This is a genomic window from Sphingomonas caeni (assembly GCF_026013415.1).
GTDB lineage: Bacteria > Pseudomonadota > Alphaproteobacteria > Sphingomonadales > Sphingomonadaceae > Sphingomonas > Sphingomonas caeni.
The window spans coordinates 177,548-199,767 of record NZ_JAPDOK010000007.1; the positions used below are offsets into that span (position 1 = coordinate 177,548).

A 22,220-nucleotide genomic window follows, 5' to 3' on the forward strand; every position below is an offset into this window, starting at 1 on the left:
ATAAGGTCCCGCAAAATCGCTTCATTGGTGACCTTTGGCACACCCCGTTTGACCGCGTTTGTAGGATCGAAGGGGCTCCACGGAATCAAAGAGCGGCCGGGTATCGGCGAAGCCCTTGGAGCAAGCCAAATCCTACATTTCAAGCCTCGCCCCGAACTCTCTAGAGTCGGCTATCCCCCTCCACCAGCTGCGCGGAGATCTTCTCCGCCGCCTGCCGCACCAGTTCCGCCGTTTCCCCCCGCGAAACCGAGGGCTGGAGCTTCTTGAGATACGGCACCGTCAGCGCCGCCGCAGCCGCGCCGCCGCGCATCACCGGGGCGGAGATATCGGTCACCCCCGCGACGAACCGGCTCGGCGTCTGTTCGACATTACGCGCGCGGACCTGATCGGCATGCTCGCGGAATTCGGCCAGTTCCTTGTCGCCGAGCTTGGGGTTGAACAATTCCTCCCAGCGCCGCCGCACATCCTCGGGCTGGAAGGCGTAGAGCACGATCCCCGACGCCGCCTGGTGCAGCGGACGCCGGTATCCGACGCGCACCGAGAAGCCGAGCTGCTCGCTCGATTCCATCCGCGCCACCACCACCATCTCGCCCAGCGTGTGCAGCGCCAGATGGCAGGCCTGCCCCACCGCCAGGGTCAACTGCCGCATCACCGGCAGCGCCACCTCGATCAGCGTGCGCGTGCGCGGCTGCTGCATCCCCAGCGAGAAGAGCCGATCGGTCAGCCGATAGCCGTCCGACGTCGTGTCCTGTTCGATATAGCCGCGAAACTCGAGCACCTGGATCATGCGGAACAGCTCGCCATGCGAGCGGCCGAGCCGGTTGACGATCCCGGTCAGCGTGACCGGCGCGCTCTCCGCGGCGAGCAGTTCGAGAATGTCGAGCCCCTTCTCCAGCGCCGGCGCGCGATAGCGGCGTCCGTCGCCATCCTCATCCTCGATATCGGCCACGATTGTCCCTTCTTTGTCCCGTTACGCTTTCATATGCCAAAAATTGGCGCAGGGACAAATGTGCGAATGTTTCGGCGCCGCATCGGCGCCGCGCGCGGGGCCGCGGCGGCGCGCTTGCCTGAGATCCGTCAAAAAACTTCCCGATCGGCCTTGGCGATCGTGCGATCGGGCCGCCCGGGACTTCCAAAGCTGCGGAAACCCTCGACCTGATCGAGCGAGAAACAGGGCGACCCCGCCCGCGCCCGCACCCGGAAGCAATCCGCCCCGGCCACATCCTGCATCCACACCGCGGGGCGCGGATCGGGCGCGGCGACCGCGACCTCGACATTGCTCAGCTCGACGCCCCGCATGTGGCGCAGGAACAGCCCGGTCGCGGGCAGATCGCCGAACATCGTCGCCTCGGGATAGCCGAGTTCGTTCTCGTCCGGGCTCAGCTTCGCCATCGCCTCGGGCGCACCGCCGACATGGTGGAGATAGATGTCGCTGAGCTTGACGTCCTCGATCGGATGCCCGGTGAGGCCCGCCATCACCGAGGGCAACAGGTTGGCGCCCGAACTGACGACATTCTGGATCAGCACCCGCTTCATCGTCCCGATCGGCCGCCCCGCGGGCCCGCGCATCCTTTTGCCCAGCCGCAGGAAGAGCGGTGCGTTGACGATCCCACGCATCGTCAGGTTGGAGACCGTCACATCCTCGATCATCCCGCCATCGACCGTCTCGAAGGCGAGCCCCCGGCTGTCCTCGAAGATGCAGTTGCTGATCGCGATGTTGCGGAAGCCCCCGTTGGTTTCGGTGCCGAACTTGATCCGGCCATGGATCTTGGGGGCGAAGTCCGGCGGCATCTTCTTCCAGGTGCCCGCCAGCACCGATCCGACCTCGTAATTGCCGGTGACGAGGCAGTTGGCGATGGTGAGGTTCTCGGTCACCCGCGGATAGCCCAGCGCGAAGCTGCTCTTGGGGCAGATGCCGTCGTCCCATGGCGAATTGACGGTGCAATTCGTCACCCGGACATTCTTGCAGCAATCGATATCCATCCCGTCGCGGTTGGTGTCGATCAGGACGTTGTCGATGGTGAGATTGTCGACCCCGGTCAGCAGCATTGCGAACCAGCCGCCCTCGAGCATCCGGAAATCGGTGAACGTGACGTTGCGGCAATTCTTGAGCGCTACGCCCTTGTTGCCCGTCCCCGGTCCGGTCGGGTCGCTCAGCCAGTTATCCTTGCCGTCGCCGCGCCCCAGCCCCTTGCCATGGATCAGCCCCTGCCCGGTGATCGCGATATCGTGGAGCCCCTCGCCCCAGATCAGGCTGTTCTTCCAGTGGCTGTGGCCGAAATCCTGGAACCTGTCGTAGGCCGGGTCCATTGGCTCGGCGAGGTCGTAGCCCCCGACGCCGTCGCTGGGCGGCGGCGCCGCGAGGATGGTCGCGCCATTCTCGATATGCAGCGTGATGTTGCTCTTCAGCCGGATCGTGAAGCAGGCATAGGTCCCCGGTGGAAAATACACCGTCCCGCCCCCGCGCTCGGCGGCATAGTCGATCGCCTTGTTGACCGCCGGCGTGTCGATCGTCCGCCCGTCGCCCTTCGCGCCGAACCTGCGCACATCGACCCAATTCTCGCGCAGCGGAACCGCGGCGATCAGCAGCCCCGATCCCCCCGCGAGCATCAGCGAACGGCGGTCGATCATCGGCTATGCTCCACCCTGAACCAGTCCACATCCACCGCGCCCTCGCCGCCGCGCGTGAAGCTGAACAGCGCCGGGCGCGATCCCTTCCACCACGAGAATTTGGAGAGGGCGATGCCGGCGCCCATCGGCACGAAGGTCTTGCCGTCGAGGCTGTACGAATAGCGGACGGTCTGCTCGATCCCGACCTCGGCGCGCAGTTCGATCGTCGCGCCCTTCAGCTCGGGTCCAGGGAACTCGAAGCCCTGATTGGCGAGCGTGACGATGTTGCGCCCGTTACCGCGCACCACGCCGATCCAGCTCGGCCTGACGCCGAACAAGCTCAGCCCCGCGCGCTGCCCCTCGCCCATCCGGCTGACGTCGATCCGCGTGGTGTAGATCGCGTGCGGCCCCTGCAAAATCTGCGTCAGCGTGTTGCGCGCGGTGCTCAGCCAGTCGGCCTTGCCCGCGGTCAGCCGCAGCCAGCCCGGCCGCACGGAAAGGCTCCAGCGGCCATCGTCTGGATTGTGGTTCCACGACCATTGCAGCCCCAGTCGCTTCGACGAAAACCCGTCCGAATCCTGCAACCGGTCGCGCGTCGCCCGCGCCGGCATGGCATAGCTCGTCACCGGCTGCCCGCTGGTCCCGTTCGGCAGCGGGTCACCCATCACCGGCCAGTCGTCGATCCATTTCACCGGCTGCAGATGCACGATCCGCCCGAACGCGCCGGTCGAGTTGAAATGCGCGAACCAGCCCTTGCCCTCGGGGGTCTCGACATAGCCGCCCTGATGCGGACCCTGCACATCAGGCGTGGGCAGCAGCACCGACCGCCACTCATAGGGCCCGGTGATCGCCCGCGCGCGGCCCACCGCCTGCGGCCCGGTCCCTACGCCGCCGATCGGCGCGAAGATGTAGTACCAGCCGTTCCGCTTGTAGAGCTTCGGCCCCTCCAGGACGGGCAGCTTCACCTTGTCCTCGGCGACTACCACGCCCTCGTCGAGCAGGGTCTTCCCGTCCGCACTCATCCGGTGGAGGATCAGCGGCCCCGCGCCCACCTTGCCATGGATCAGCCAGGCGGTCCCGTCATCGTCCCAGAAGGGACAAGGGTCCTCGAGCCCCGGCCCAGCCTTCACCGTCACCGGCTCGCTCCACGGCCCCGCCGGGTCCTTCGCGGTCGCCATGAAGATACCCTCGTCGGGGGTCGGCCAATAGACGTAGAACAGCCCATTGTGGTGCCGGATGCTCGGCGCCCAGACGCCGCTCGCATATTTGGTCCCGCCGATCGGCTTCGACAGCTGGTCGGTCAGCGTATGCGGCCCCGGCATGTCGTAGAGCGGCCCGAACGGCAGCCTGGGCAGCACATGCCCTACGATCGTCCAATGGACGAGATCGCGCGAGCGCAGCACCGGGATGCCCGGCGAGAAATGGAAGCTCGACGCGACGAGGTAATAGTCCCTCCCCACCCGTATCACGTCCGGGTCGGAATAGTCCGCGTAGAGGATCGGGTTGGTGTAGCTCTGCTGCGCGAGTGCGGGCGCTGCCATCCCCCCTATCGTCATCCCGGCGAAAGCCGGGACCCAGAGCCACGAAAGCCAAGGCTTGCGACCCTGGGTCCCGGCTTTCGCCGGGATGACGGCAATGGGATGGATCACGCGCGCTCCCCGGCGATCTGCTCGAGCGACTTGCCCTGGTTGCTCGGCGCCCAGATCAGCCCGATCACCGCGCTCGCCACGAGGAAGCCCGTCAGAATCCACGCCAGCAGCGTGAAGTTGCCCGCCGCGAGCGTCGGCACCGCGAGGCTCCAGATGCCGAGCCCGATGCGCACGATCGCGAAGGTCGCCCCCTGCGCGGTCGATCGGATCGCGGTGGGGAAGAGCTCGGCCGACCAGAGCTGGAAGAAGCTCTGCGCGCCGAAGCCCCCGGCCACGCCCATGATCAGCACATGCGCGATCACGATCTCGAGCTTGAACCCGAAGATCGCGAGCAACGCCATGCCGAAGATGTGCATGACGGCGGAAATGCCGAACAGCAACCGCTGGTTCACCTTGTCGGAGAGCGTCATGAAGATGGTGAGGATCGAGACCATCCCGATCAGGAAATAGCTGGCCGGGAGCAGGGTCGCGGTCCAGGCGGGCAGATGGTTCTGCTCGATCAGGTATGGCGTGAAGAAGCCGTTATAGCCCGCCCACAGGTTCCACAGGCCGTACATAGCGGCGAGGAACAGCATCGATCCGAGATAAGCGGGGCTGAACAGCTGCTTCCAATTGTCGCGCCAGGCATGGCCCTTGCTCGCGGCCTGGCTTTCCTCCCAGCGCTGCGATTCCTGCATGCGGGCGCGCAGGAAGGTGAGCGCCAACGCCAGCAGCAGCAGGTGCCCGAACAGGATCTGCATGCCCAGCATGCCCCAATCCTTCATGAAATAGGCCGCCACCAGCACCGCCACCGGCCCCAGATACCAGAGCAATTGCGCCACCCCCGAATGCGCCCCGCGCTGCTTGTCGGGCGCCTGCTCGGCGATCAGCGACCAGCTCGCGGGAATGTCGGCCCCCACCGCGAGTCCGACCAGCACGAAGCCCAGCACGATCATCCAGGGCGCGCTGGCGAAGAGCAGCCACAGCATCCCGAAGGCGTAGAAGAGCATGTCATATTGGTAGATGCGCTTGCGCCCGAACCGGTCGCACAGGATGCCGCCAATCAGCGCGCCGATACCCGCGGATATGGCGTTCGCGCTGAACGCACCGATCAGGCCGATGAACCCGTCACTGAGGCCGTATTCGGACTTCCACAGCCCGAGCGCGACCGATCCCGCGACGATGCTCCCCGCGTCGATATAGTTGGCGAGACCCGCAAGGATCGTGTTGCGCCACTTGTGATCGCTCATGCGCTCTCTCCTCACAGGTCCAGGTTGAGCCGGTAGATCCGGTTGGCGTTGCCGGCGAACAGCGCGCGGCGTTCGGCCTCGGTGAAATCGGCGACGGCGGCCTCGTAATTGCCCAGGGTCGTGTCGAAGTCCGCGAACAGCCGGTCGGTCGGGAAATCGCTCGCAAACATGCAGCGCTCGGACCCGAACAGGTCGATCGTCTGGAGCACGCGCGCGCGCACCTTTTCGGGATCGAGCGGCCGCCACACGAAGCCGAGCCCGGAAATCTTGACCGACACATTGGGCAACGTCGCCATCAGCTGCATCCCGGCACGCCAATCCGCCTCGCCATCGACGCCCATGCCGCAATGGTTGATGATGACCGGCGTCTCGGGATGCCGCGCGATCAGCTTCGAGAGCCCGAGAAACTGGTGCGGATAGGCTTGGAGATCGAACGACAGGTCGCGCTTCCTGAGCAGCGCGAACCCCGCCTGCCACGCCTCGTCCCGGGTCAGATCGCGCGAGGTGTAGGTGCGGTTCGGATCGCGGTGCCAATTGACGATCTGGCGGATGCCGCGGACGTTCTTGCGCCGCACCTGATCGAACAGCTTGGTCTGGATATTGGGGCATTGCAGCGGCGCATAGGCGACGATGCCGTTGGGCATGCCCTGCTCGTCCGCGATCCCCTGCAGCCAGTCGGTCTCGTTCAGCGCCTCGTCGGCGTCCGCACCGGCATCGACATGCACCATGCCGACGACGTTCCAGTGGGCCGCCTCGCGCCGGTAATCCTCGAGCAGATAGTCGGTCGCGATCGCCTCGACGCTGCCATTCGGCCCGCTGTCGTCGAAGGGCGGCCTCAGCCACGGATAGCGGATCCGTCCAAGGTCCCACAGATGCACATGCGCATCGACGAACGGAATACGCGTCAAACCCGGCCCTCCCGCGAAGCCCCGGCTGTTGCCGGTGGCGTCAAAAAACCGCCCCGGCCGTTGCCGTGGGCGAACTCAACTCAAAACGTCGTCCGCCCCCCCGAGGTGTCGAAAGTCGACGCCGTGGTGAAGCTGCATTCCTCGCTCGCCATGAAGCAGACCATCGCCGCGGTTTCCTTGACGTCGCCGAGCCGCCCCATCGGGATCTTCGACATCATGTAATCGACCTGGCTCCGCGGCAGCTGCGCGAGGATCGGGCTTTCGAAGGTTGCGGGGGTCACCGCATTCGCGATCACCCCCTTGGTCGCCAGCTCCTTGCCCAGCGACTTGGTCAGTCCGATCACCCCCGCCTTCGACGCCGAATAGGCCGAGGCATTGGGATTGCCCTCCTTGCCCGCCACCGACGCGACATTGACGATCCGGCCGTAACCGTTCGCCAGCATGTACGGCACCACCGCGCGGCAACAGTAGAAGGTGCCGTTGAGATTGACGTCGATCACGTTCAGCCAGCTGTCGACCGGATAGTCCTGCACCGGCCCCGTCGCCCCGGTGATGCCCGCCGAATTGACCAGCACGTCGATCCGCCCGAGCTTGTCCTGGCTCTCCCGCGCGGCGCGCACCACCGCTTCATTGTTGGTCACGTCGAAGGCGACCGAATGCGCCGCGCCGACTTCCTTGTGCGCCTCTTCGAGCCATTCGGGATCGACGTCCCACAATATGACCTGGCCGCCCTCGGCGACGATTCGCCGAGCAGTCTCACGGCCGAGGCCGGAGGCGCCGCCGGTGATGACGGCGGTCCGTCCCGTGAAGCGCCCCGCGCAGATCATTCCGTGCCACCCCGCGACCAGGCGACCACCTCCTGCCGCTGGTCGCCCAGCTTTTCGATGCCGAGCGTCACGACGTCGCCCGCCTTGAGGTACCAGGGCTCGGGCTTCTGCCCCATGCCCACGCCCGGCGGTGTGCCTGTGGTGATGATGTCGCCGGGCTCTAGCGTCAGGAATTCACTCAGGTACGAGATCAATTTGGCGATGCCATAGACCATCGTGTTGCTGTTGCCGTCCTGGACGCGCTTGCCATTGACCTCGCACCACATGGCGAGATTTTGCGGATCGCCCACCTCGTCGGCGGTGACCAGCCAGGGGCCTATCGGGCCGAAGGTGTCGCAGCCCTTGCCCTTGTCCCAGGTGCCGCTGCGGTTGAGCTGGTAATCGCGCTCGGACAGGTCGTTGATCGTGCAATAGCCTGCGACATGCGCCAGCGCGTCGGCTTCCTCCACGTACGACGCGCGCGTGCCGATGATTACGCCAAGCTCGACTTCCCAATCGGTCTTCACCGATCCGCGCGGGATCATCACATCGTCGTTCGGGCCCTGGATGCAGCTCGTTGCCTTGGTGAAGAAGACCGGCTCGGGCGGAATCGGCATTCCCGATTCGGCGGCGTGATCGGCATAGTTGAGGCCGATCGCGAGGAATTTCGGGCTGCCCTTCACCGGCGGGCCCAGGCGCGGACTGCCCGAGACGACCGGCAGGCCCGACACGTCGAGCCCAGCCAGCTTCGCAAGCCCCGCGGGTGAAATCTCGGCAGGCGTCAGGTCGGCGATCACCCCCGAAAGATCACGGATCGCGCCGGCCGCGTCGAGCAGTCCGGGCTTTTCCTGTCCAGCGGGGCCATAGCGAAGCAATTTCATCGGTGAATCCTTAATGTGTATATGGGCGGTGAAGCGGGATATCGCGGTTCAGCTCAACGCCAAAGCCCGGTTTGTCGAGCGCGCTCGCCCGCATCCGGCCATGTTGCGGAATCGGCTCGCCGATCAGCTGCGGCGCGAACATCGGCACCACCTGATCGGCCTTGGGCGCCATCATCAGGAACTCGGCGAAGGGCGAATTTTGCCGGGTGATGACGAAATGATACGAATAGACTGACGAGCCGTGCGGCACGACCATCTTGCCGTGCGCGTCGGCGAGCGCGCTGATCTTGAGCAGCTCGGTCATCCCGCCGCACCAGCCCACGTCCGGCTGGATGATGTCGCAGCACTCCATTTCGAGCAGCATGCGGAAGCCCCAGCGGGTGGCCTCATGCTCGCCGGTGGTCACCAGCATCCCCGGCGGCGCGTTGCGCTTCAGCTCGGCATAGCCCCAATAATCGTCGGGACTCAGCGCCTCCTCGATCCATTTGAGGCCATGTTCGTGCGCCTTGTGCGCCAGCCGCGTCGCGTAATTGACGTCGAGCGCCATCCAGCAATCGAGCATCAGCCAGAAGTCGGGCCCCACCCGCTCACGCATATCGGCAAGCGCGGCGATATTCTTGTTGAGCCCCTCCTCGCCCTCGGCCGGGCCATGGTGCAGCGGAAGCTTGCCGCCGACAAAGCCCATCTCCTTGGCGAGATCGGGCCGCGCGCCGGTCGCGTAGAAGATCAGCTCGTCGCGAACCGCGCCGCCGAGCATGTGATAGACCGGCTCCTGCCGCAGCCGCCCGAGCAGATCCCACAGCGCGAGATCGACGCCGGAGATGGCGTTCACCACCAGCCCCTTGCGGCCATAATATTGGCTCGCAAAGTACATCTGATCCCAGATGCGCTCATATTCGCCGGGGTCACGCCCCTCGAGGAAGCGCGCGAAATGCTTCTCGACCAGATAGCATGCCGGCTCGCCCCCGGTGGTGACCGCGAAGCCCACCGTCCCGTCCTCGGCCTCGATCTCGACGACGAGCGTGCCGAGCACGTTGATCCCGAAGCTCTGCCGCGACTGGCGATACTCCGGGTATTTGCTCATCGGCGTGGCGATATGGTCGTCGATCCAATGGCCGCCGCCCTGATCGTGATAATCGGCTCCGCCGCCGCGAACGACGGAAGCGCGCACCGATTTGATCCTGGGCAGGGCCATGCAGGTTTCCGCGTAAGGTTATGAGCTGACAGCGCTGGACACGCTTGCGCACCTCGTACCATTATGTGGTACGATGCAAGCTTTGCAGGTGGAAATCGGGTGCAAATCCACTTTTCCCCCTCCTTGCTGTTGTTCCCGTGGGTATTCCATATTATGGGACACAGTATTACGAAATGAGATCGATGCCGTCAAACCCTGAATCACCATCGGAGAGCAAAACCTCGGGCAGCCAGACGCTGCTGCGCGGACTGGACGTGATCGAGGCCGTGGCCGACGGCCCGATCTCGCTCGCCGATCTCGCCGCCCGGCTCGACCTGACCCGCTCCACGGCGCACCGCCTGGCCACGGCTTTGGTCGAACGCCGCTACCTCAATTTCGTCCCCCGGCTCGGCTATCAGTTCGGCCCCAAGCTCCTGGAATTGGGCTTCCTCGCCCAGCAGCAGACCGACATCGTCCAACTCGCCCGCCCGCACCTCGAGGCGCTCGCGGCGAAGACCGAGGACACGGTGCATCTGGGCGTGCTCGACAATGAGCGCGCCCTTTATCTCGACAAGATCCCCGGTCGCCGCCGGGTCGAGATCAGCAGCCGCGTCGGCGACCGCCATCCGCTCACTTCGACCGGTCTCGGCAAGGCGCTGCTGCTCGACGATAACGAGGTGCATTGGCACAAGCTCTTCCTCGAGGATCAGGCCAGCGGATCGCCCAAGGCGACCTGGGAAATCTGGCTCGAGCGGATGAAGGGCTATGTGACCGTCGGCCGCAGCTTCGACCTTCAGGAGAATGAGGATTTCATCCGCTGCGTCGCCGCGCCGATCCGCAATTTCACCGGCAATATCGTCGCCGCGATCAGCGTGTCCTCCGCCGCGCAATATATGGACGATGCGCGGATGCAGGCGCTGACCGCCGATGTGATGGCGACCACCGCGGCGATCAGCGGCGATATCGGCTGGTCCGCCAGCCGCGACGACAAGGGCGCCCGGCGCCGCTCGCGCCGCTAGGGAGAGCTTGGGTGGGGCTGCTGGACGGCAAGACATTCCTGATCACCGGCGGCTCCGCCGGCATCGGCCGCGCCGCCGCGATCGAGGCCGCGCGGCAGGGCGCCGATGTCGCAATCAACTATGTCGGCGACGAGTCGCTTGCCCATAACTGTGTCGCGGAGATCGAGGCGCTGGGCCGCAAGGCGCTCGCGGTGAAGGGCGATGTTGCGCAGCATGAGACCGCCGGGGCCTTTGTGAGCGCAGCAATTTCGGCGCTGGGCCGCGTCGACGTGTTCGTCAGCAATGCCGGCATCTGCCCCTTCCATGCCTTTCTCGACATGCCCGTCGAGACCTTCGAACGCACGATGCGCGTCAATCTCCACGGCGCCTATTGGATGACCCAGGCCGCCGCTAACGCGATGGTGGCGCAAGGGGGTGGCGGTGCGATCGTCGCGGTTTCGTCGATCTCGGCACTGGTCGGCGGCGAGTATCAGACGCACTACACCCCCACCAAGGCGGGCATGCATTCGCTGATGCAGAGCGCCGCGATCGCGCTGGGCCGGCACGGCATCCGCTGCAACTCGGTCCTGCCCGGCACGATCCTGACCGACATCAACAAGGACGATCTGGCCGGCCCGGACAAGCGCGAGCGCATGGCCGCGCGGATCCCGCTCGGGCGCTTGGGCCAGCCCGAGGACCTTGCCGGCCCGATCGTCTTCCTCGCTTCGGACATGGCGCGCTATGTCACCGGCGCCGCGCTGCTCGTCGATGGCGGCGCTTTTGTAAACCTCCAATAAGGCCGACCATGATCCGCAAAGCCGCCTCGACGCTCGACTATCGCGAACTCGCGCGCCGCCGTTTGCCGCCTTTCCTGTTCGAATATATCGACGGCGGCTCCTATGCCGAGGTGACGCTCAAGCGGAACACCGAGGACCTCTCCGCGGTGCCGCTGCGCCAGCGCGTGCTGCGCGACATCTCGAAGATCGACCTGACCACGACGATCCTAGGCCAGGACCTCGCCATGCCACTCAGCCTCGGCCCCGTGGGCATTTCGGGCATGTACGCGAGGCGGGGCGAGGTTCAGGCCGCGCGCGCCGCGCATGCCGCGGGCGTGCAGTTCACCCTCTCCACCGTCTCGTGCTGCCCGCTCACCGAGGTCTCGGCGGGGGTGGAGAAGCCGATCTGGTTCCAGCTCTATGTCGTCAAGGACCGCGGCTTCATGCGCGAGATGCTGGCGACCGCGCGCGAGCTCGGTTGCCCCACGCTCTTCTTCACCGTCGACCTCCCCCTCCCCGGCACCCGCTACCGCGACGTGCATTCGGGCCTGACCGGCAGCCCCGGCCTCGCCGGCGATATCCGCCGCACGCTGCAGGCGATGATGCACCCGCATTGGGCATGGGATGTCGGCCTGTGGGGCCGCCCCCACACGCTCGGCAATGTCGCGCCTTTGCTCGGCAAGAATTCCGGCCTTGTCGACTTCCTCACCTGGACCAAGGATAATTTCGACGGATCGCTCACCTGGAAGGATATCGACTGGATCCGCTCCGAATGGGGCGACCAGTTCGTGATCAAGGGCATCCTCGATCCCGAGGACGCGCGCGAGGCGGCCAAGGTCGGCGCGGACGGCATCGTGGTGTCAAACCATGGCGGCCGCCAGCTCGACGGCGTCCCCTCCACCGCCGCGGTCCTGCCCGGCATCGCCGATGCGGTGGGCGACCAGCTCACCATCCTCGCCGATGGCGGCGTCCGCTCGGGGCTCGACGTCGTGCGGATGCTCGCGCTCGGGGCGAAGGGCGTGCTGCTCGGCCGCGCCTGGGCCTATGCGCTGGCCGCCCGCGGCGAGGCCGGCGTGGCGCATGTCCTCCAACTGATGGACGCCGAGATGCGCGTCGCCATGGCGCTCACCGGCTGCAAGAATATCGCCGAGATCACCCGTGACGCGCTCGTGGAAACCGGTTACCATCGCTAGAGCTTGATTCTCATCATATGCTTCATCGTTGCATATATTGGGACGTTAGCGAGGATAGCCGGCACAAGCCCGGCAGCGCAGGGAGCGGGATATGCAGCGTCGCGACGTGATGAAGGGCATGGGTGTGGCAGCGGCCGTGGCGGCATCGGGTTCCGCGGGGCAGGCAGCAGCGGCGGCGCGCAGGAAGCGTTACGTCGCGGTCGGCGTCGGCAGCCGCAACCGCATGTACCAGGAAGCGCTATGGGGACCGCACAAGGAACATGGCGAGCTGGTCGCGGTGTGCGACGTCAATCCGGGCCGCATGGCCTTGGTCGGCAAGCGCGCGCTTGAGGCCAAGGCGGCAGCCCCCAAGCCCTGGCTCGCGGCGGACTTCGACACGATGCTCGCCGAGCACAAGCCCGACGCGGTGATCGTCACCCCGCCCGACGGCTTCCATCACGACTACATCATTCGCGCGCTCGATGCCGGGATCGACGTCATCACCGAAAAGCCGATGACCAACACCGCGCCCAAGGCGCAGGCGATCCTCGACGCGGTCAAGCGCAGCGGGCGCCATATCCGCGTCACCTTCAACTATCGCTACTCCCCCTTCCGCAGCCAGGTGAAGGACCTGCTGATGTCGGGCGAGATCGGCGACATCCTCTCGGTCGATTTCCACTGGCTGCTCAACACCGTCCATGGCGCCGATTATTTCCGCCGCTGGCACAGCCACAAGGCGATCAGCGGCGGGCTGATGGTGCACAAGGCGACGCACCATTTCGACCTGGTCAACTGGTGGCTTTCGGACATGCCGGTCGCGGTCAGCGCGGTGGGGAAGCGCGAATTCTACACGCCCGAAATGGCGAAGCGCTTCGGCCTGAGCGGCGCGCATGAGCGCTGCCTCACCTGCCCCGAGAAAGCCAAGTGCAGCTTCTATTTCGATCTCGCCGCCGATCCGGGGCTCAAGGCGCTCTATCTCGATAACGAGAAATATGACGGCTATCACCGCGACCAGTGCGTGTGGCGCCGCGAGATCGACATCGAGGACACGATGAACGTCATCGCCCGCTATGCCGGCGGCACGACGCTCAGCTACAGCCTCAACGCCTTCAACGCCTGGGAAGGCTATACCGTCGCGTTCAACGGCACCAAGGGGCGGCTCGAGCATCGCGTGGTCGAGCAGGCGATGGTCGCGGGCGCGAGCAAGCAGACCGGCGACGATGCGATCACCACCCGCATCATCCCGATGCGTGGGCAGCCCCGCGACATCGAGCCCTGGACCGGCGCGGGCGGGCATGGCGGCGGCGACGCGGTGATGCTCGCCGACATCTTCGATCCGAACGCCCCCGCCGACCCGCTCAAGCGCGCGGCGGACGAGCGCGGGGGCGCGGCCTCCTGCCTGATCGGCATCGCGGCGGACAAATGCTTCGAGACCGGGCTGCCGGTGAAGATCGCCGATCTGGTCACCGGGCTGAATTCGCCCGATTGGCCGAAGATGCCCAACCATATCGATCCGGTACCGATGCCGGCGCGGACGGATCAGGTGTGAACGTCCTTTTCCGTCATCCCGGCGAAAGCCCGGACCCGGAGTCACAAGCGATATCGTCCTTGGCCCTGGATCCCGGCTTTCGCCGGGATGACATTATTATTTGAGCTGCGAGTGGCTATATTCCGACCATGACCCCTGCCCTTTTCCAGATCGACCCGCGCGACAGCGTCGCCACGGCACTTCGTGACATGAGCGCGGGGGAGACGGCGCTAGGGGTCACCCTCGCCGCCGATGTGGGCAAGGGCCACAAGGTCGCGGTCAAGCCGGTCGCGGCGGGCGAGCCGGTGCTCAAGTTCGGCTTCCCGATCGGCCGCGCCACCGTGCCCATCGCGCCCGGCGAGCATGTCCACACCCACAATGTCGCGACCGCGCTGGAAGCGAGCGGCGACTATGCATGGCATGAGGGCCAGGCCCCTGCCCCAGGCACCGAGGCCGAGGGTTTCCTGGGGTACCGCCGCGCTGATGGCCGGGTGGGCACGCGCAACGAGATCTGGATCCTCCCCACCGTCGGCTGCGTTGCCCGAACCGCGCAGAAGATCGCCGAAAAGGCCGCGATCAGGCATGCGGGCAGGATCGACGGCGTCCATGCCTTCCCCCATCCCTTCGGCTGCTCGCAGCTCAGCGAGGATCTCGACGGCACCCGTCGGATCATTGCCAGCCTCGCCAGCCACCCGAACGCGGGCGGCGTGCTGATCCTCGGCCTCGGCTGCGAATCCAACCAGACGAGCAAGCTCCTGCCCGACGTTTCGCCGGACGCCAATATCCGCACCCTCGGCGCGCAGATGGCGGGCGACGAGATCGAGGAAGGCCTCGCGCTGGTCGACGAACTGGTCGAAATTGCTGCACGCGCCGAGCGCAGCATGGTCCCGTTGTCGGAGCTGGTGCTGGGCGTCAAATGCGGCGGATCGGACGGTTTTTCCGGCCTCACCGCCAACCCATTGGTCGGCCGGTTGAGCGACGCCGTCACCGAGGCGGGCGGCACCGCGATCCTCACCGAAATCCCCGAAATCTTCGGCGCCGAACAGCTTCTGATGGCGCGCGCTTCGGACGAGAAAGTCTTCGGTGAGATCGTGGAACTCGTGAACGACTTCAAAGCCTATTTCACGCGCCACGGCGAGCCGGTCTCGGAAAACCCCTCTCCCGGCAACATCGCCGGCGGCATCACCACGCTCGAGGAGAAATCGCTCGGCGCGGTGCAAAAGGCGGGGCACGCGACCGTCACCGACGTGATCGGCTATGGGGAGCGTATCCGCCGCCGCGGGCTGACCCTGCTCGAAGCCCCCGGCAACGATGCGGTATCGTCCACCGCGCTGGCGGCGGCCGGCGCGACCGCGATCCTCTTCACCACCGGACGCGGCACCCCGCTCGGCTTTCCGGTGCCGACGATCAAGATCGCCTCGAACAGCGACTTGGCCCAGCGCAAGCCCAACTGGATCGATTTCGATGCGGGCCAGGTGCTGGTGGACGGCATGGCGCCCGCTGCGGACGCGCTGCTCGACACCGTCCGCGCAATCGCCTCGGGCAAGGAAACCGCCGCCGAACGCAATGGCGAGCGCGAGATCGCGATCTGGAAGCGGGGCGTGACGCTGTGATCCACCACCCGTCATGCTGAACTTGTTTCAGCATCCATGGTGCCATGGGCGAAGACATCGCCCGTGGAGAGTTGGACCCTGAAACAAGGTCAGGGTGACGGAGAGAAGAGAGCGGGGGGAAGAATGACTAAAGGCTGGACACTCCTCGCGGCCGCAGCCGTCCTCGCCACCCCCGCCGCCGCGCAGAAGATCGACCGCCACGCGCTCGTCACGCGCCACAACATCACCCTGACCAGGGTCGATCCGCACGCCCCGCTGATGCTCGGCAACGGCAATCTCGGCTTCACCGCCGATATCACCGGGCTCCAGACCTTTCCCGAGCAGTACAGCAACATCGCCCCGCTGCTCACCATGGCGCAATGGGCGTGGCACAGCTTCCCCAACCCCAAAGGCTGGACCGAGGCCGACGGGATGCGCAGCGTCGCCGTGCTCGGCCGAGGCATGCAGCCCTATCCCTGGATCCGGGACTGGGCCGAGATCGACCGGCGCCCCGCGCTCAAATGGCTGCGCGAGAATCCACATCGCTTCTCGCTCGCCCGGATCGGCCTTGCGCTCACTCGCGCGGACGGCCGGCCGGGTAGCTTCGCCGACATCACCAGGACCAGCCAGACGCTCGACCTGTGGAGCGGTGCGCTCACCAGCAAGTTCCGCTTCGAGGGCGAACCGGTGACGGTAGAGACCCGCGTCCGCGCCGACAGCGACACGGTGATGGTCTCGATCAAGTCGCCTCTGGTCGCGAGCGGACGGATCGGGGTCGATGTCCACTATCCGGGCGTGTCGGCGCAGCTCAATCCCGATCCCAGCGGCTGGGCGCGCGACGATAATCACAGCACCCGCATCGTCCGCCGCCAGGCCAGCGGCGTGCTGCTCGAGCGCAGGCTCGACGGCACCGTTTATCATAGCGCGATCGCCTCGCCCGAGGGCGGCGTGACCGAAACCGGCATGCACCGCTTCCGCGTCGCCGCGCGCGCGGGGAACACGCTGACCGTGCAGGTCGACTTCAACAACCACAGCTACGCGGAACTCCGCACCGACTATAAGCCCGCCGTCGCCAAGGTGACGGAACGCTGGCGTGATTTCTGGATGAAGGGCGGCGCGATCGACTTTTCCGGCAGCACCGATCCGCGCGCGCCCGAGCTCGAACGCCGCGTCGTCCTTTCGCAATATCTCTCGGCGGTGAACGGCGCGGGCGAGCTGCCGCCGCAGGAGGAAGGGCTGTTCTCGAACAGCTGGAACGGCAAGTTCCACCTCGAGGTCCATCCGCTCCACGCCGCGCATTGGGCCTTGTGGGGCCGGCCGGAACTGCTCGAACGCAGCCTCGCCTGGTATCTTCAGCAGCTTCCCAATGCGCGCAACACCGCGATCTCCCACCGGGTCGAAGGCGTGTGGTGGACCAAGATGTCGGGCCCCGAGGGCTGGAACAGCCCTTCGACCATCAACCCCTTCATCATGTGGCAACAGCCCAATCCGATCCTGATGGCCGAGCTCGTCTGGCGCGCGCATCCGGACAAGGCGACGCTGGCCAAATATGGCGAGCTGGTCGAACAGACCGGCAAGCTGCTCGCGAGCTGGCCGCTATGGGACAAGGACACCGGCCGCTACGTGCTCGGGCCGCCGATCGTCCCCGTGCAGGAAAACCATCCGCCGCTCGCGACGGTGAACCCCACCTATGAGCTGGAAGCGTTCCGCAAGGGCCTCATGATCGCCCAGCAATGGCGCGAGCGGCGCGGGCTTGGGCGCGACAAGCGTTTCGACGCGGTGATCGAAAAGCTCGCCAGCCCGGCGCAGGCCGGCGGCCTCTATCTCCCCGTCGAGACCGAGCCCGACTTCTGGACCAACACGCAATCCCCCGCGTGCAGCAGGCATGCCGATGCCGCGCCCTGCCTCAACCGCGATCACCCCTCGATGCTGATGGCCTATGGGCTGATCGGCGGGAAGGTCGATGTCGAGGCGATGCGGCGCACCTTACGCGCGGTCGAAAGCGACTGGGATCTGCGCCAGACCTGGGGCTGGGACTTTCCGGTGATCGCGATGACCGCCGCCCGGCTCGGCGAGCCCGAGGATGCGGTCGACTGGTTGTTCCGCGATCTGCCCAACAATCATTGGGGCATCAGCGGGATGACCCCGCGCGTCCATCTCGAGGCCGAACGCCAGCTGATCGGCCCCGCCGCGGCGGGATCGGCGGTGGGTCCCGACGGCCCCGGCTACACCCGGGCGGCCGAGACCTATTTCCCGTCGAACGGGTCGCTGCTCTGGGCGGTCGCAATGATGGCCGGAGGCTGGGACGGCTCGATGGGCCCCGCGCCGGGCTTCCCGCGCAAGGGGTGGAAGGTGCGGGTCGAGGGAGTGTTGCCGGCGCTCTGACCTAATCCTCCCCCGCCAAGGGGAGGTGTCAGCGCAGCTGACGGAGGGGGAGGAAGCACAAACGCCTATTGGGATTCCTCCCCCTCCGTCGCCTTCGGCGCCACCTCCCCCTGGCGGGGGAGGATTTCAAAAGAAAAGGGAGGCGGAGCGCACGGCCCCGCCTCCCCTCAGGTGTGGAGATCAGGTCAGAACTTGACGATCGCGCCGATGAAGAACTCCTGGCGCAGCACGTCATAGGTAGCGGGATAGGTGTTCGCGCGGATCTGCGGGGTGCCCACCAGCGGCGGCTCATTGCCGGTCGCGTTGTTGACGCCGCCATAGATCTGGAACTCCTTGGCAAGGTCGTAGCTGAACGACACGTCGAAATAATGCTGCGCGGGCAGCACCGGATAGACGAGCGTGTTGAGAGCCGGGACATTCGCCGAACCGCTGCGCAGCGGCAGGATGTAGCGATCGTTGGTAACGCTGCCGACATAGCGGTGCCGGACGCTCAGCTTCAGATCGCCGGTGTTCCAGGTGATGCGGGTCGATCCGCGCCAGTTGGGCAGCGGCTCGCCGCAGGTGCCGCCGAACGATCCGGCGCAATAGTTCTTGACGTTCGGGAAGGCCTGGACCGGCGTGCCGGTGAACTCATAGGTGTAGGTCCAGTTGGTCGCTATATCGATCGTGCTGGTCGGGCTGAACAGGCCGAAATCGACCGGCAGCGAATAGCGCGCCGCAAAGTCGATACCCGAGGTCTTGAGCGCACCGGTGTTCGCGTTGCGGATCTGGACGACATAGGGATCGACGATGATGCCGGTCCCGGGCTGGCGCTTGATCGCCTGGCAGAACTCGCTGTTGGCGTCCTGGATGACGTTGAAGCACAGGTTGAGCGTGTTGTTCAGCCCGCCGCCCAGCAGCGAGATCGCCCCTTCGAGATTGATGTTGAAATAGTCGATGCTCGCCCGAAACCGCGGCAGGAAGCTCGGCGTCAGCACCACGCCGGCGGTCCAGGTGTCCGATTTTTCGGCGCCGACATTCGGATTACCGCCCGAATCGAAGGGGATGATGTTGTTGGGCTGGATGGGCCCGAACACGCTTCCCGCGGGCACGCCGTTGGCGATGCACACCGCCCGGATCGCGGCGGTCTGCTGCGCAACCGGCTGGCGGTCCGAACAGGGATCGATCGCGTTGGGCACGCTGCGCGTCAGGCCGCCGTACAGCTCGAGCACGTTGGGCGCCCGGATCGCGCGCTGATACTGGCCGCGGAAGGTGATGTCGCGAACGGGCTTCCACTCGACGCCGCCGAGATAGGTCCACTGCCCGCCGATGCCGTTGAGATTATAGTGCGAGTAGCGGAAGGCACCGTTGAGCACGAGGCTCTCGAACCCCGGCGTGTTGTGGAGCAAGGGCACGCGCACTTCGCCGAACACTTCGGTCGCCGAGACGCTGCCCGAGGTTGGCAGGCCCGGGTTGAAGCCCGCCACATCGCCCGAGGCGAGGAACGAGTCGGGCGTGAACGTCGCTTCCGCCTTGCGCCACTCGGCACCGAGCGAGAAGCCGACCGGCCCCGCGGGCAGCGTGAAAAGATCGCCCGACAAATTGGCCGATGCCACCTGCATCTGGGTGCGGGTGGTGTTGGTCGCGGTCACGCGGATCGCGTTGGCGCAGGCGGCCGAGATGTTCTGGCCGAAGATGTTGCACACCGGGGTAGCGCCCAGCAGCGACGCCTGGATCCGGCTGCGCGAGATCGCGTTCTTGAGGATCGTGGTCTCCTCGCTGCGCGCATAGCTGTAATAGATGTCGTAGCTGAGGTTGGTCAGGAAATTCTCCGACGCATCGCCGATATCGCCCCGGAAGCCGGCGGCGACGCGGAACACGTTGCGGCGCATATCGGCCTGACGAAGCCCGACATCGGTGTAGCGCCGCCCGGCGGTGAGCACCGCGCGGCCGTCGCCGGGCGCGTTGGTGTAGCTCACCGGCCCCGCCGCGACCGTGGTCGTGCTCGTCTCGGCCAGATCGAGCTGGCGCAGCACCTCGCGCATCTGCGGCGAGAGATAGGGGTTGTTGATATCGAACAAAGTCGGGATGCCGAGATTGCTCGGCGCGAGCTGCGCATCGACGCGGTTGTTGCTGTAATGGACCTCGAGATAGCCGGTGACGCCCGGCGTGAAGTCATAGTGGCTGAAGCTGTTCACCATCCAGCGTTCCTGCGGGATGATGAGGTAATTGTCCGGCCCCAGGTTGAAGCGGTCCGCCGGATCGAGCGCCGGGCGCGCGGTGGTGCCGGCATCGTTGAAGGTGAAGCCGAACGAGCCCATCCCGCTCAGCCCCGCCGCGGCATAGGCGGCGTTGAGATTGGCGTTCGATCCCGCCGAGCCCGGGGTCAGCGTGGTCGAGAAGCGGCCATTGGGAATATCGCCCGAGCCGCTGCGGATGAAGCCGAGCTCGCCGCCCGCATTGGTGCAGGCCGCGCCGCTTGCGCCCGAAAAGACGGTGCCGGCGCGGTCGGGCCCGCCCGTGCCGGGGACGATGCAGCCGTCGGCGAGCGAATCGAAGGCCCAGTCGCCGCGGTCGCGCCGGCTGATCCCGCCGCGCTTGAGATAGTTGACCGAAACGACGGTGTTGCCGCGCCCGTCGGCGAAATTGCCGCCCAGGGTCAGGTCGACATTGTAGCCCGGCGTGCCGGTCGCGGCGTCGATGCTATACTGGCCGCGCGCTTCGACGCCCTCGAAATCCTGCTTCATGATGAAGTTGACCACGCCGGTGATCGCATCCGAACCGTAGACCGCCGACGAACCGCCGGTGACGACCTCGACGCGGTCGATCAGCGCCGCGGGGATGGTGTTGAGATCGGTCACCTGCTCCGGCCCGAAGATCGCGAAGCGGCGGCCATTGACCAGCACGAGGTTGCGCGTGTTGCCGAAGCCGCGAAGGTTCACGTCGGCGGTGCCGCCCGGAACGGTGTTCGAGCTCGCGCCACCATTGGTGGAGGGAACGAACTGCGGCGATTCGCTCAGCAGCCGCTCGACGTTGACGGTGCCGGTGAGCGTCACTTCCTGGCTGCCGACGACCGCGACCGGAGTCGAGGCGTCGAAGCCGTCACGCTTGATGCGCGAGCCGGTGACCACGATCTGCGGCTCTTCCTGCGCGGGCGTATCCTGCGCCGTCGGCGCGGCGGCGGTGCCGGTCGGATCGGGCTTGTCGTCGGCGGCATAGGCCGGTGCGCCCAGCGACAGCATCGCGGCGGCGAACCCGGTTCCGCACAGCAAGCGCGCGCGGCGACCCATCAGAACAGTGCGCTTCATTCTTCCATCCCCTCCTCACATCGGCCCTGGCCGGCGTTTTCGTGAAACCGGGACCGGCTCGTGATGGCCAATCTTCGCGGCGCCGCCTCCCCATTTGCCGGGGCAGAGGCGGATAATCCCATATATTGAGACACAATATTATAAGATGAGAGCAAAGCCGTCAATGGCCGTTTCGGAGGCGTGTGCTTGGGGCGGGCGCAGCATGGCCCCAAAATGGGGCGACCTTCCTTTGCGGTAATCGGGATATTTCAACGGGATGGACGGGCAGTGTGGCTTCGCGGCAATATTCCGGAAATCTTGTTGTCACGGCTCCGCAACCGTTCAAGCGACGGATTGAGTGAGACGCCCTCGGTCTGTTAACCATTTCCCACTGGAGGGCGACGGCGCGATTCGCCGCCGGGAGGGCGTGGGATGCACATCATCAGCCTCGGCAATGCGGCGGCGGCGCACGCATCGTCCACCTTTGCCCCGGCGACCCCTCCGGAGTGGATCCTGATCGCGCTCGTCCTGATCGGGCTGGCGATCGGCGGCGCGCTGGTGAGCCTGCTCCGATCGGTACGCGACCGTTTCCCCGAGCCCGCGATCAAGAACGACAAGTTCGTCGAGGGACTGCTCAAGGGCGTGCGCAAGCAGACCGAGCGGATGGAACGCGAATTCGCCGAGCTGCTGCGCGTGCCCCCGGTGCTGCCCAACAACGCGATCGCCTATGTCCGCGAGCTGCGGCGGCTGCTGCGCGAATCCACCGCCTTTGTCGCGCATATGCGCGCCTATCCGTTGCCCGAATGGCCGAGCCCCGATCTCGCCCACGCCTTTGCCGACTGGGCCGGGGTGATCGATTCGATGGACTCGCTGCTCGACGACATGTTCACCGAGGTGAGCACGGCGGTGGAGCGCCACAGCTGGGTCGAGCTGTTCGATCAGTATAAGCGCGAGGAATGGTATGTCCGCCGCGACGTCGCCAGGCTTGCGGGGCTCAAGGCGGCGATCGAAAAGGAAGCCAAGCCCTTCCAGAAGAAGAAGCCCGAACCCAAGCCTTTATGACCCTCTCCCATCGGGAGAGGATATGAAGACTTGGCAGCTTGCTGCCTAGTCGGAGTTGGTGAGGGGTTACGCGCTATCGAAAGGGTGATCCCCTCACCCAGTTCCGACTAGGGCCAATCGACATTCAGGATTCCCAAGAGGGAGGATGCGTGATTCATAGGGTTCCGCTGGTTGAGGCGGAGGA

The 22,220-nt window shown here is 66.0% G+C and carries 16 protein-coding genes; 7 read left to right on the top strand and 9 right to left on the bottom strand.

The features are described 5' to 3' along the window. Positions 1–160: 160 nt before the first annotated feature. The 8 genes from OF829_RS16725 to rhmD form a co-directional block, all read right to left on the bottom strand. Positions 161–949 (bottom strand): IclR family transcriptional regulator, encoded by a 789-nt coding sequence (locus tag OF829_RS16725; RefSeq protein WP_264941268.1) that lies wholly within the window; start codon positions 947–949, stop codon positions 161–163. Positions 950–1,077: 128 nt separating this feature from the next. Beyond that, positions 1,078–2,631 carry a rhamnogalacturonidase gene (locus OF829_RS16730; protein WP_264941269.1) on the bottom strand — a complete coding sequence of 518 codons (1,554 nt, stop codon included), beginning with the start codon at positions 2,629–2,631 and terminating at the stop codon, positions 1,078–1,080. After that, entirely contained in the window at positions 2,628–4,151 is a 1,524-nt protein-coding gene (locus OF829_RS16735; protein WP_264941270.1) for a glycoside hydrolase family 43 protein, read from the bottom strand. The genes OF829_RS16730 and OF829_RS16735 overlap by 4 nt, the downstream gene beginning before the upstream one ends. A 104-nt stretch (positions 4,152–4,255) precedes the next feature. Then, positions 4,256–5,488, bottom strand: coding sequence for an MFS transporter (locus OF829_RS16740; protein ID WP_264941271.1), 1,233 nt, complete (start codon positions 5,486–5,488; stop codon positions 4,256–4,258). Between the two features lie 11 nt (positions 5,489–5,499). Next, entirely contained in the window at positions 5,500–6,396 is an 897-nt protein-coding gene (locus OF829_RS16745; protein ID WP_264941272.1) for an amidohydrolase family protein, read from the bottom strand. 80 nt (positions 6,397–6,476) lie between these two features. Next, the gene (locus OF829_RS16750; protein ID WP_264941273.1) at positions 6,477–7,223 is read right to left on the bottom strand and encodes an SDR family NAD(P)-dependent oxidoreductase; all 747 of its coding nucleotides are present in this window, start codon (positions 7,221–7,223) and stop codon (positions 6,477–6,479) included. Continuing rightward, positions 7,220–8,083 (bottom strand): fumarylacetoacetate hydrolase family protein, encoded by an 864-nt coding sequence (locus OF829_RS16755; RefSeq protein ID WP_264941274.1) that lies wholly within the window; start codon positions 8,081–8,083, stop codon positions 7,220–7,222. Before OF829_RS16755 ends, OF829_RS16750 begins: the two co-directional genes overlap by 4 nt. Positions 8,084–8,093: 10 nt before the next feature. Beyond that, positions 8,094–9,278: an L-rhamnonate dehydratase gene (gene rhmD, locus OF829_RS16760; protein WP_264941275.1), complete on the bottom strand. Its 1,185-nt coding sequence runs from the start codon at positions 9,276–9,278 to the stop codon at positions 8,094–8,096. Between the two features lie 173 nt (positions 9,279–9,451). On the opposite strand from rhmD, the gene OF829_RS16765 reads away from it, so the two are divergent. The 6 genes from OF829_RS16765 to OF829_RS16790 all read left to right on the top strand — a co-directional run bounded on the left by OF829_RS16765 (position 9,452) and on the right by OF829_RS16790 (position 17,708). After that, complete coding sequence (locus OF829_RS16765) at positions 9,452–10,276, top strand: IclR family transcriptional regulator (protein ID WP_264941276.1); 825 nt, start codon at positions 9,452–9,454, stop codon at positions 10,274–10,276. A gap of 11 nt (positions 10,277–10,287) precedes the next feature. After that, positions 10,288–11,052 carry an SDR family NAD(P)-dependent oxidoreductase gene (locus OF829_RS16770; protein ID WP_264941277.1) on the top strand — a complete coding sequence of 255 codons (765 nt, stop codon included), beginning with the start codon at positions 10,288–10,290 and terminating at the stop codon, positions 11,050–11,052. An 8-nt stretch (positions 11,053–11,060) separates the two neighbouring features. Next, positions 11,061–12,224: an FMN-dependent L-lactate dehydrogenase LldD gene (lldD, locus tag OF829_RS16775; protein ID WP_264941278.1), complete on the top strand. Its 1,164-nt coding sequence runs from the start codon at positions 11,061–11,063 to the stop codon at positions 12,222–12,224. Positions 12,225–12,315: 91 nt separating this feature from the next. After that, the gene (locus OF829_RS16780; RefSeq protein ID WP_264941279.1) at positions 12,316–13,752 is read left to right on the top strand and encodes a Gfo/Idh/MocA family protein; all 1,437 of its coding nucleotides are present in this window, start codon (positions 12,316–12,318) and stop codon (positions 13,750–13,752) included. Positions 13,753–13,880: 128 nt separating this feature from the next. Then, the gene (locus OF829_RS16785; RefSeq protein ID WP_264941280.1) at positions 13,881–15,344 is read left to right on the top strand and encodes a UxaA family hydrolase; all 1,464 of its coding nucleotides are present in this window, start codon (positions 13,881–13,883) and stop codon (positions 15,342–15,344) included. A gap of 123 nt (positions 15,345–15,467) precedes the next feature. Then, complete coding sequence (locus OF829_RS16790; protein ID WP_264941282.1) at positions 15,468–17,708, top strand: hypothetical protein; 2,241 nt, start codon at positions 15,468–15,470, stop codon at positions 17,706–17,708. A 185-nt stretch (positions 17,709–17,893) separates the two neighbouring features. Here the strand turns inward: OF829_RS16790 and OF829_RS16795 are convergent, their stop codons facing one another. Beyond that, positions 17,894–20,995 carry a TonB-dependent receptor plug domain-containing protein gene (locus OF829_RS16795; protein WP_264941283.1) on the bottom strand — a complete coding sequence of 1,034 codons (3,102 nt, stop codon included), beginning with the start codon at positions 20,993–20,995 and terminating at the stop codon, positions 17,894–17,896. A 411-nt stretch (positions 20,996–21,406) separates the two neighbouring features. Here OF829_RS16795 and OF829_RS16800 point away from each other — a divergent pair, with 411 nt between their 5' ends. Next, on the top strand, positions 21,407–22,036 hold the full coding sequence (locus OF829_RS16800; RefSeq protein WP_264941284.1) for a hypothetical protein: 630 nt from the start codon (positions 21,407–21,409) through the stop codon (positions 22,034–22,036). Positions 22,037–22,220 lie beyond the last annotated feature (184 nt).

Excerpts from the sequence above, each read along its gene's own strand:
- OF829_RS16730 (WP_264941269.1), bottom strand. The coding sequence starts at position 2,631 with ATGATCGACCGCCGTTCGCTGATGCTCGCGGGGGGATCGGGGCTGCTG.
- OF829_RS16735 (WP_264941270.1), bottom strand. The coding sequence starts at position 4,151 with ATGGCAGCGCCCGCACTCGCGCAGCAGAGCTACACCAACCCGATCCTC.
- OF829_RS16740 (WP_264941271.1), bottom strand. The coding sequence starts at position 5,488 with ATGAGCGATCACAAGTGGCGCAACACGATCCTTGCGGGTCTCGCCAAC.
- OF829_RS16750 (WP_264941273.1), bottom strand. The coding sequence starts at position 7,223 with ATGATCTGCGCGGGGCGCTTCACGGGACGGACCGCCGTCATCACCGGC.
- OF829_RS16755 (WP_264941274.1), bottom strand. The coding sequence starts at position 8,083 with ATGAAATTGCTTCGCTATGGCCCCGCTGGACAGGAAAAGCCCGGACTG.
- rhmD (WP_264941275.1), bottom strand. The coding sequence starts at position 9,278 with ATGGCCCTGCCCAGGATCAAATCGGTGCGCGCTTCCGTCGTTCGCGGC.
- OF829_RS16765 (WP_264941276.1), top strand. The coding sequence starts at position 9,452 with ATGAGATCGATGCCGTCAAACCCTGAATCACCATCGGAGAGCAAAACC.
- lldD (WP_264941278.1), top strand. The coding sequence starts at position 11,061 with ATGATCCGCAAAGCCGCCTCGACGCTCGACTATCGCGAACTCGCGCGC.
- OF829_RS16780 (WP_264941279.1), top strand. The coding sequence starts at position 12,316 with ATGCAGCGTCGCGACGTGATGAAGGGCATGGGTGTGGCAGCGGCCGTG.
- OF829_RS16785 (WP_264941280.1), top strand. The coding sequence starts at position 13,881 with ATGACCCCTGCCCTTTTCCAGATCGACCCGCGCGACAGCGTCGCCACG.
- OF829_RS16790 (WP_264941282.1), top strand. The coding sequence starts at position 15,468 with ATGACTAAAGGCTGGACACTCCTCGCGGCCGCAGCCGTCCTCGCCACC.
- OF829_RS16795 (WP_264941283.1), bottom strand. The coding sequence starts at position 20,995 with ATGAAGCGCACTGTTCTGATGGGTCGCCGCGCGCGCTTGCTGTGCGGA.
- OF829_RS16800 (WP_264941284.1), top strand. The coding sequence starts at position 21,407 with ATGCACATCATCAGCCTCGGCAATGCGGCGGCGGCGCACGCATCGTCC.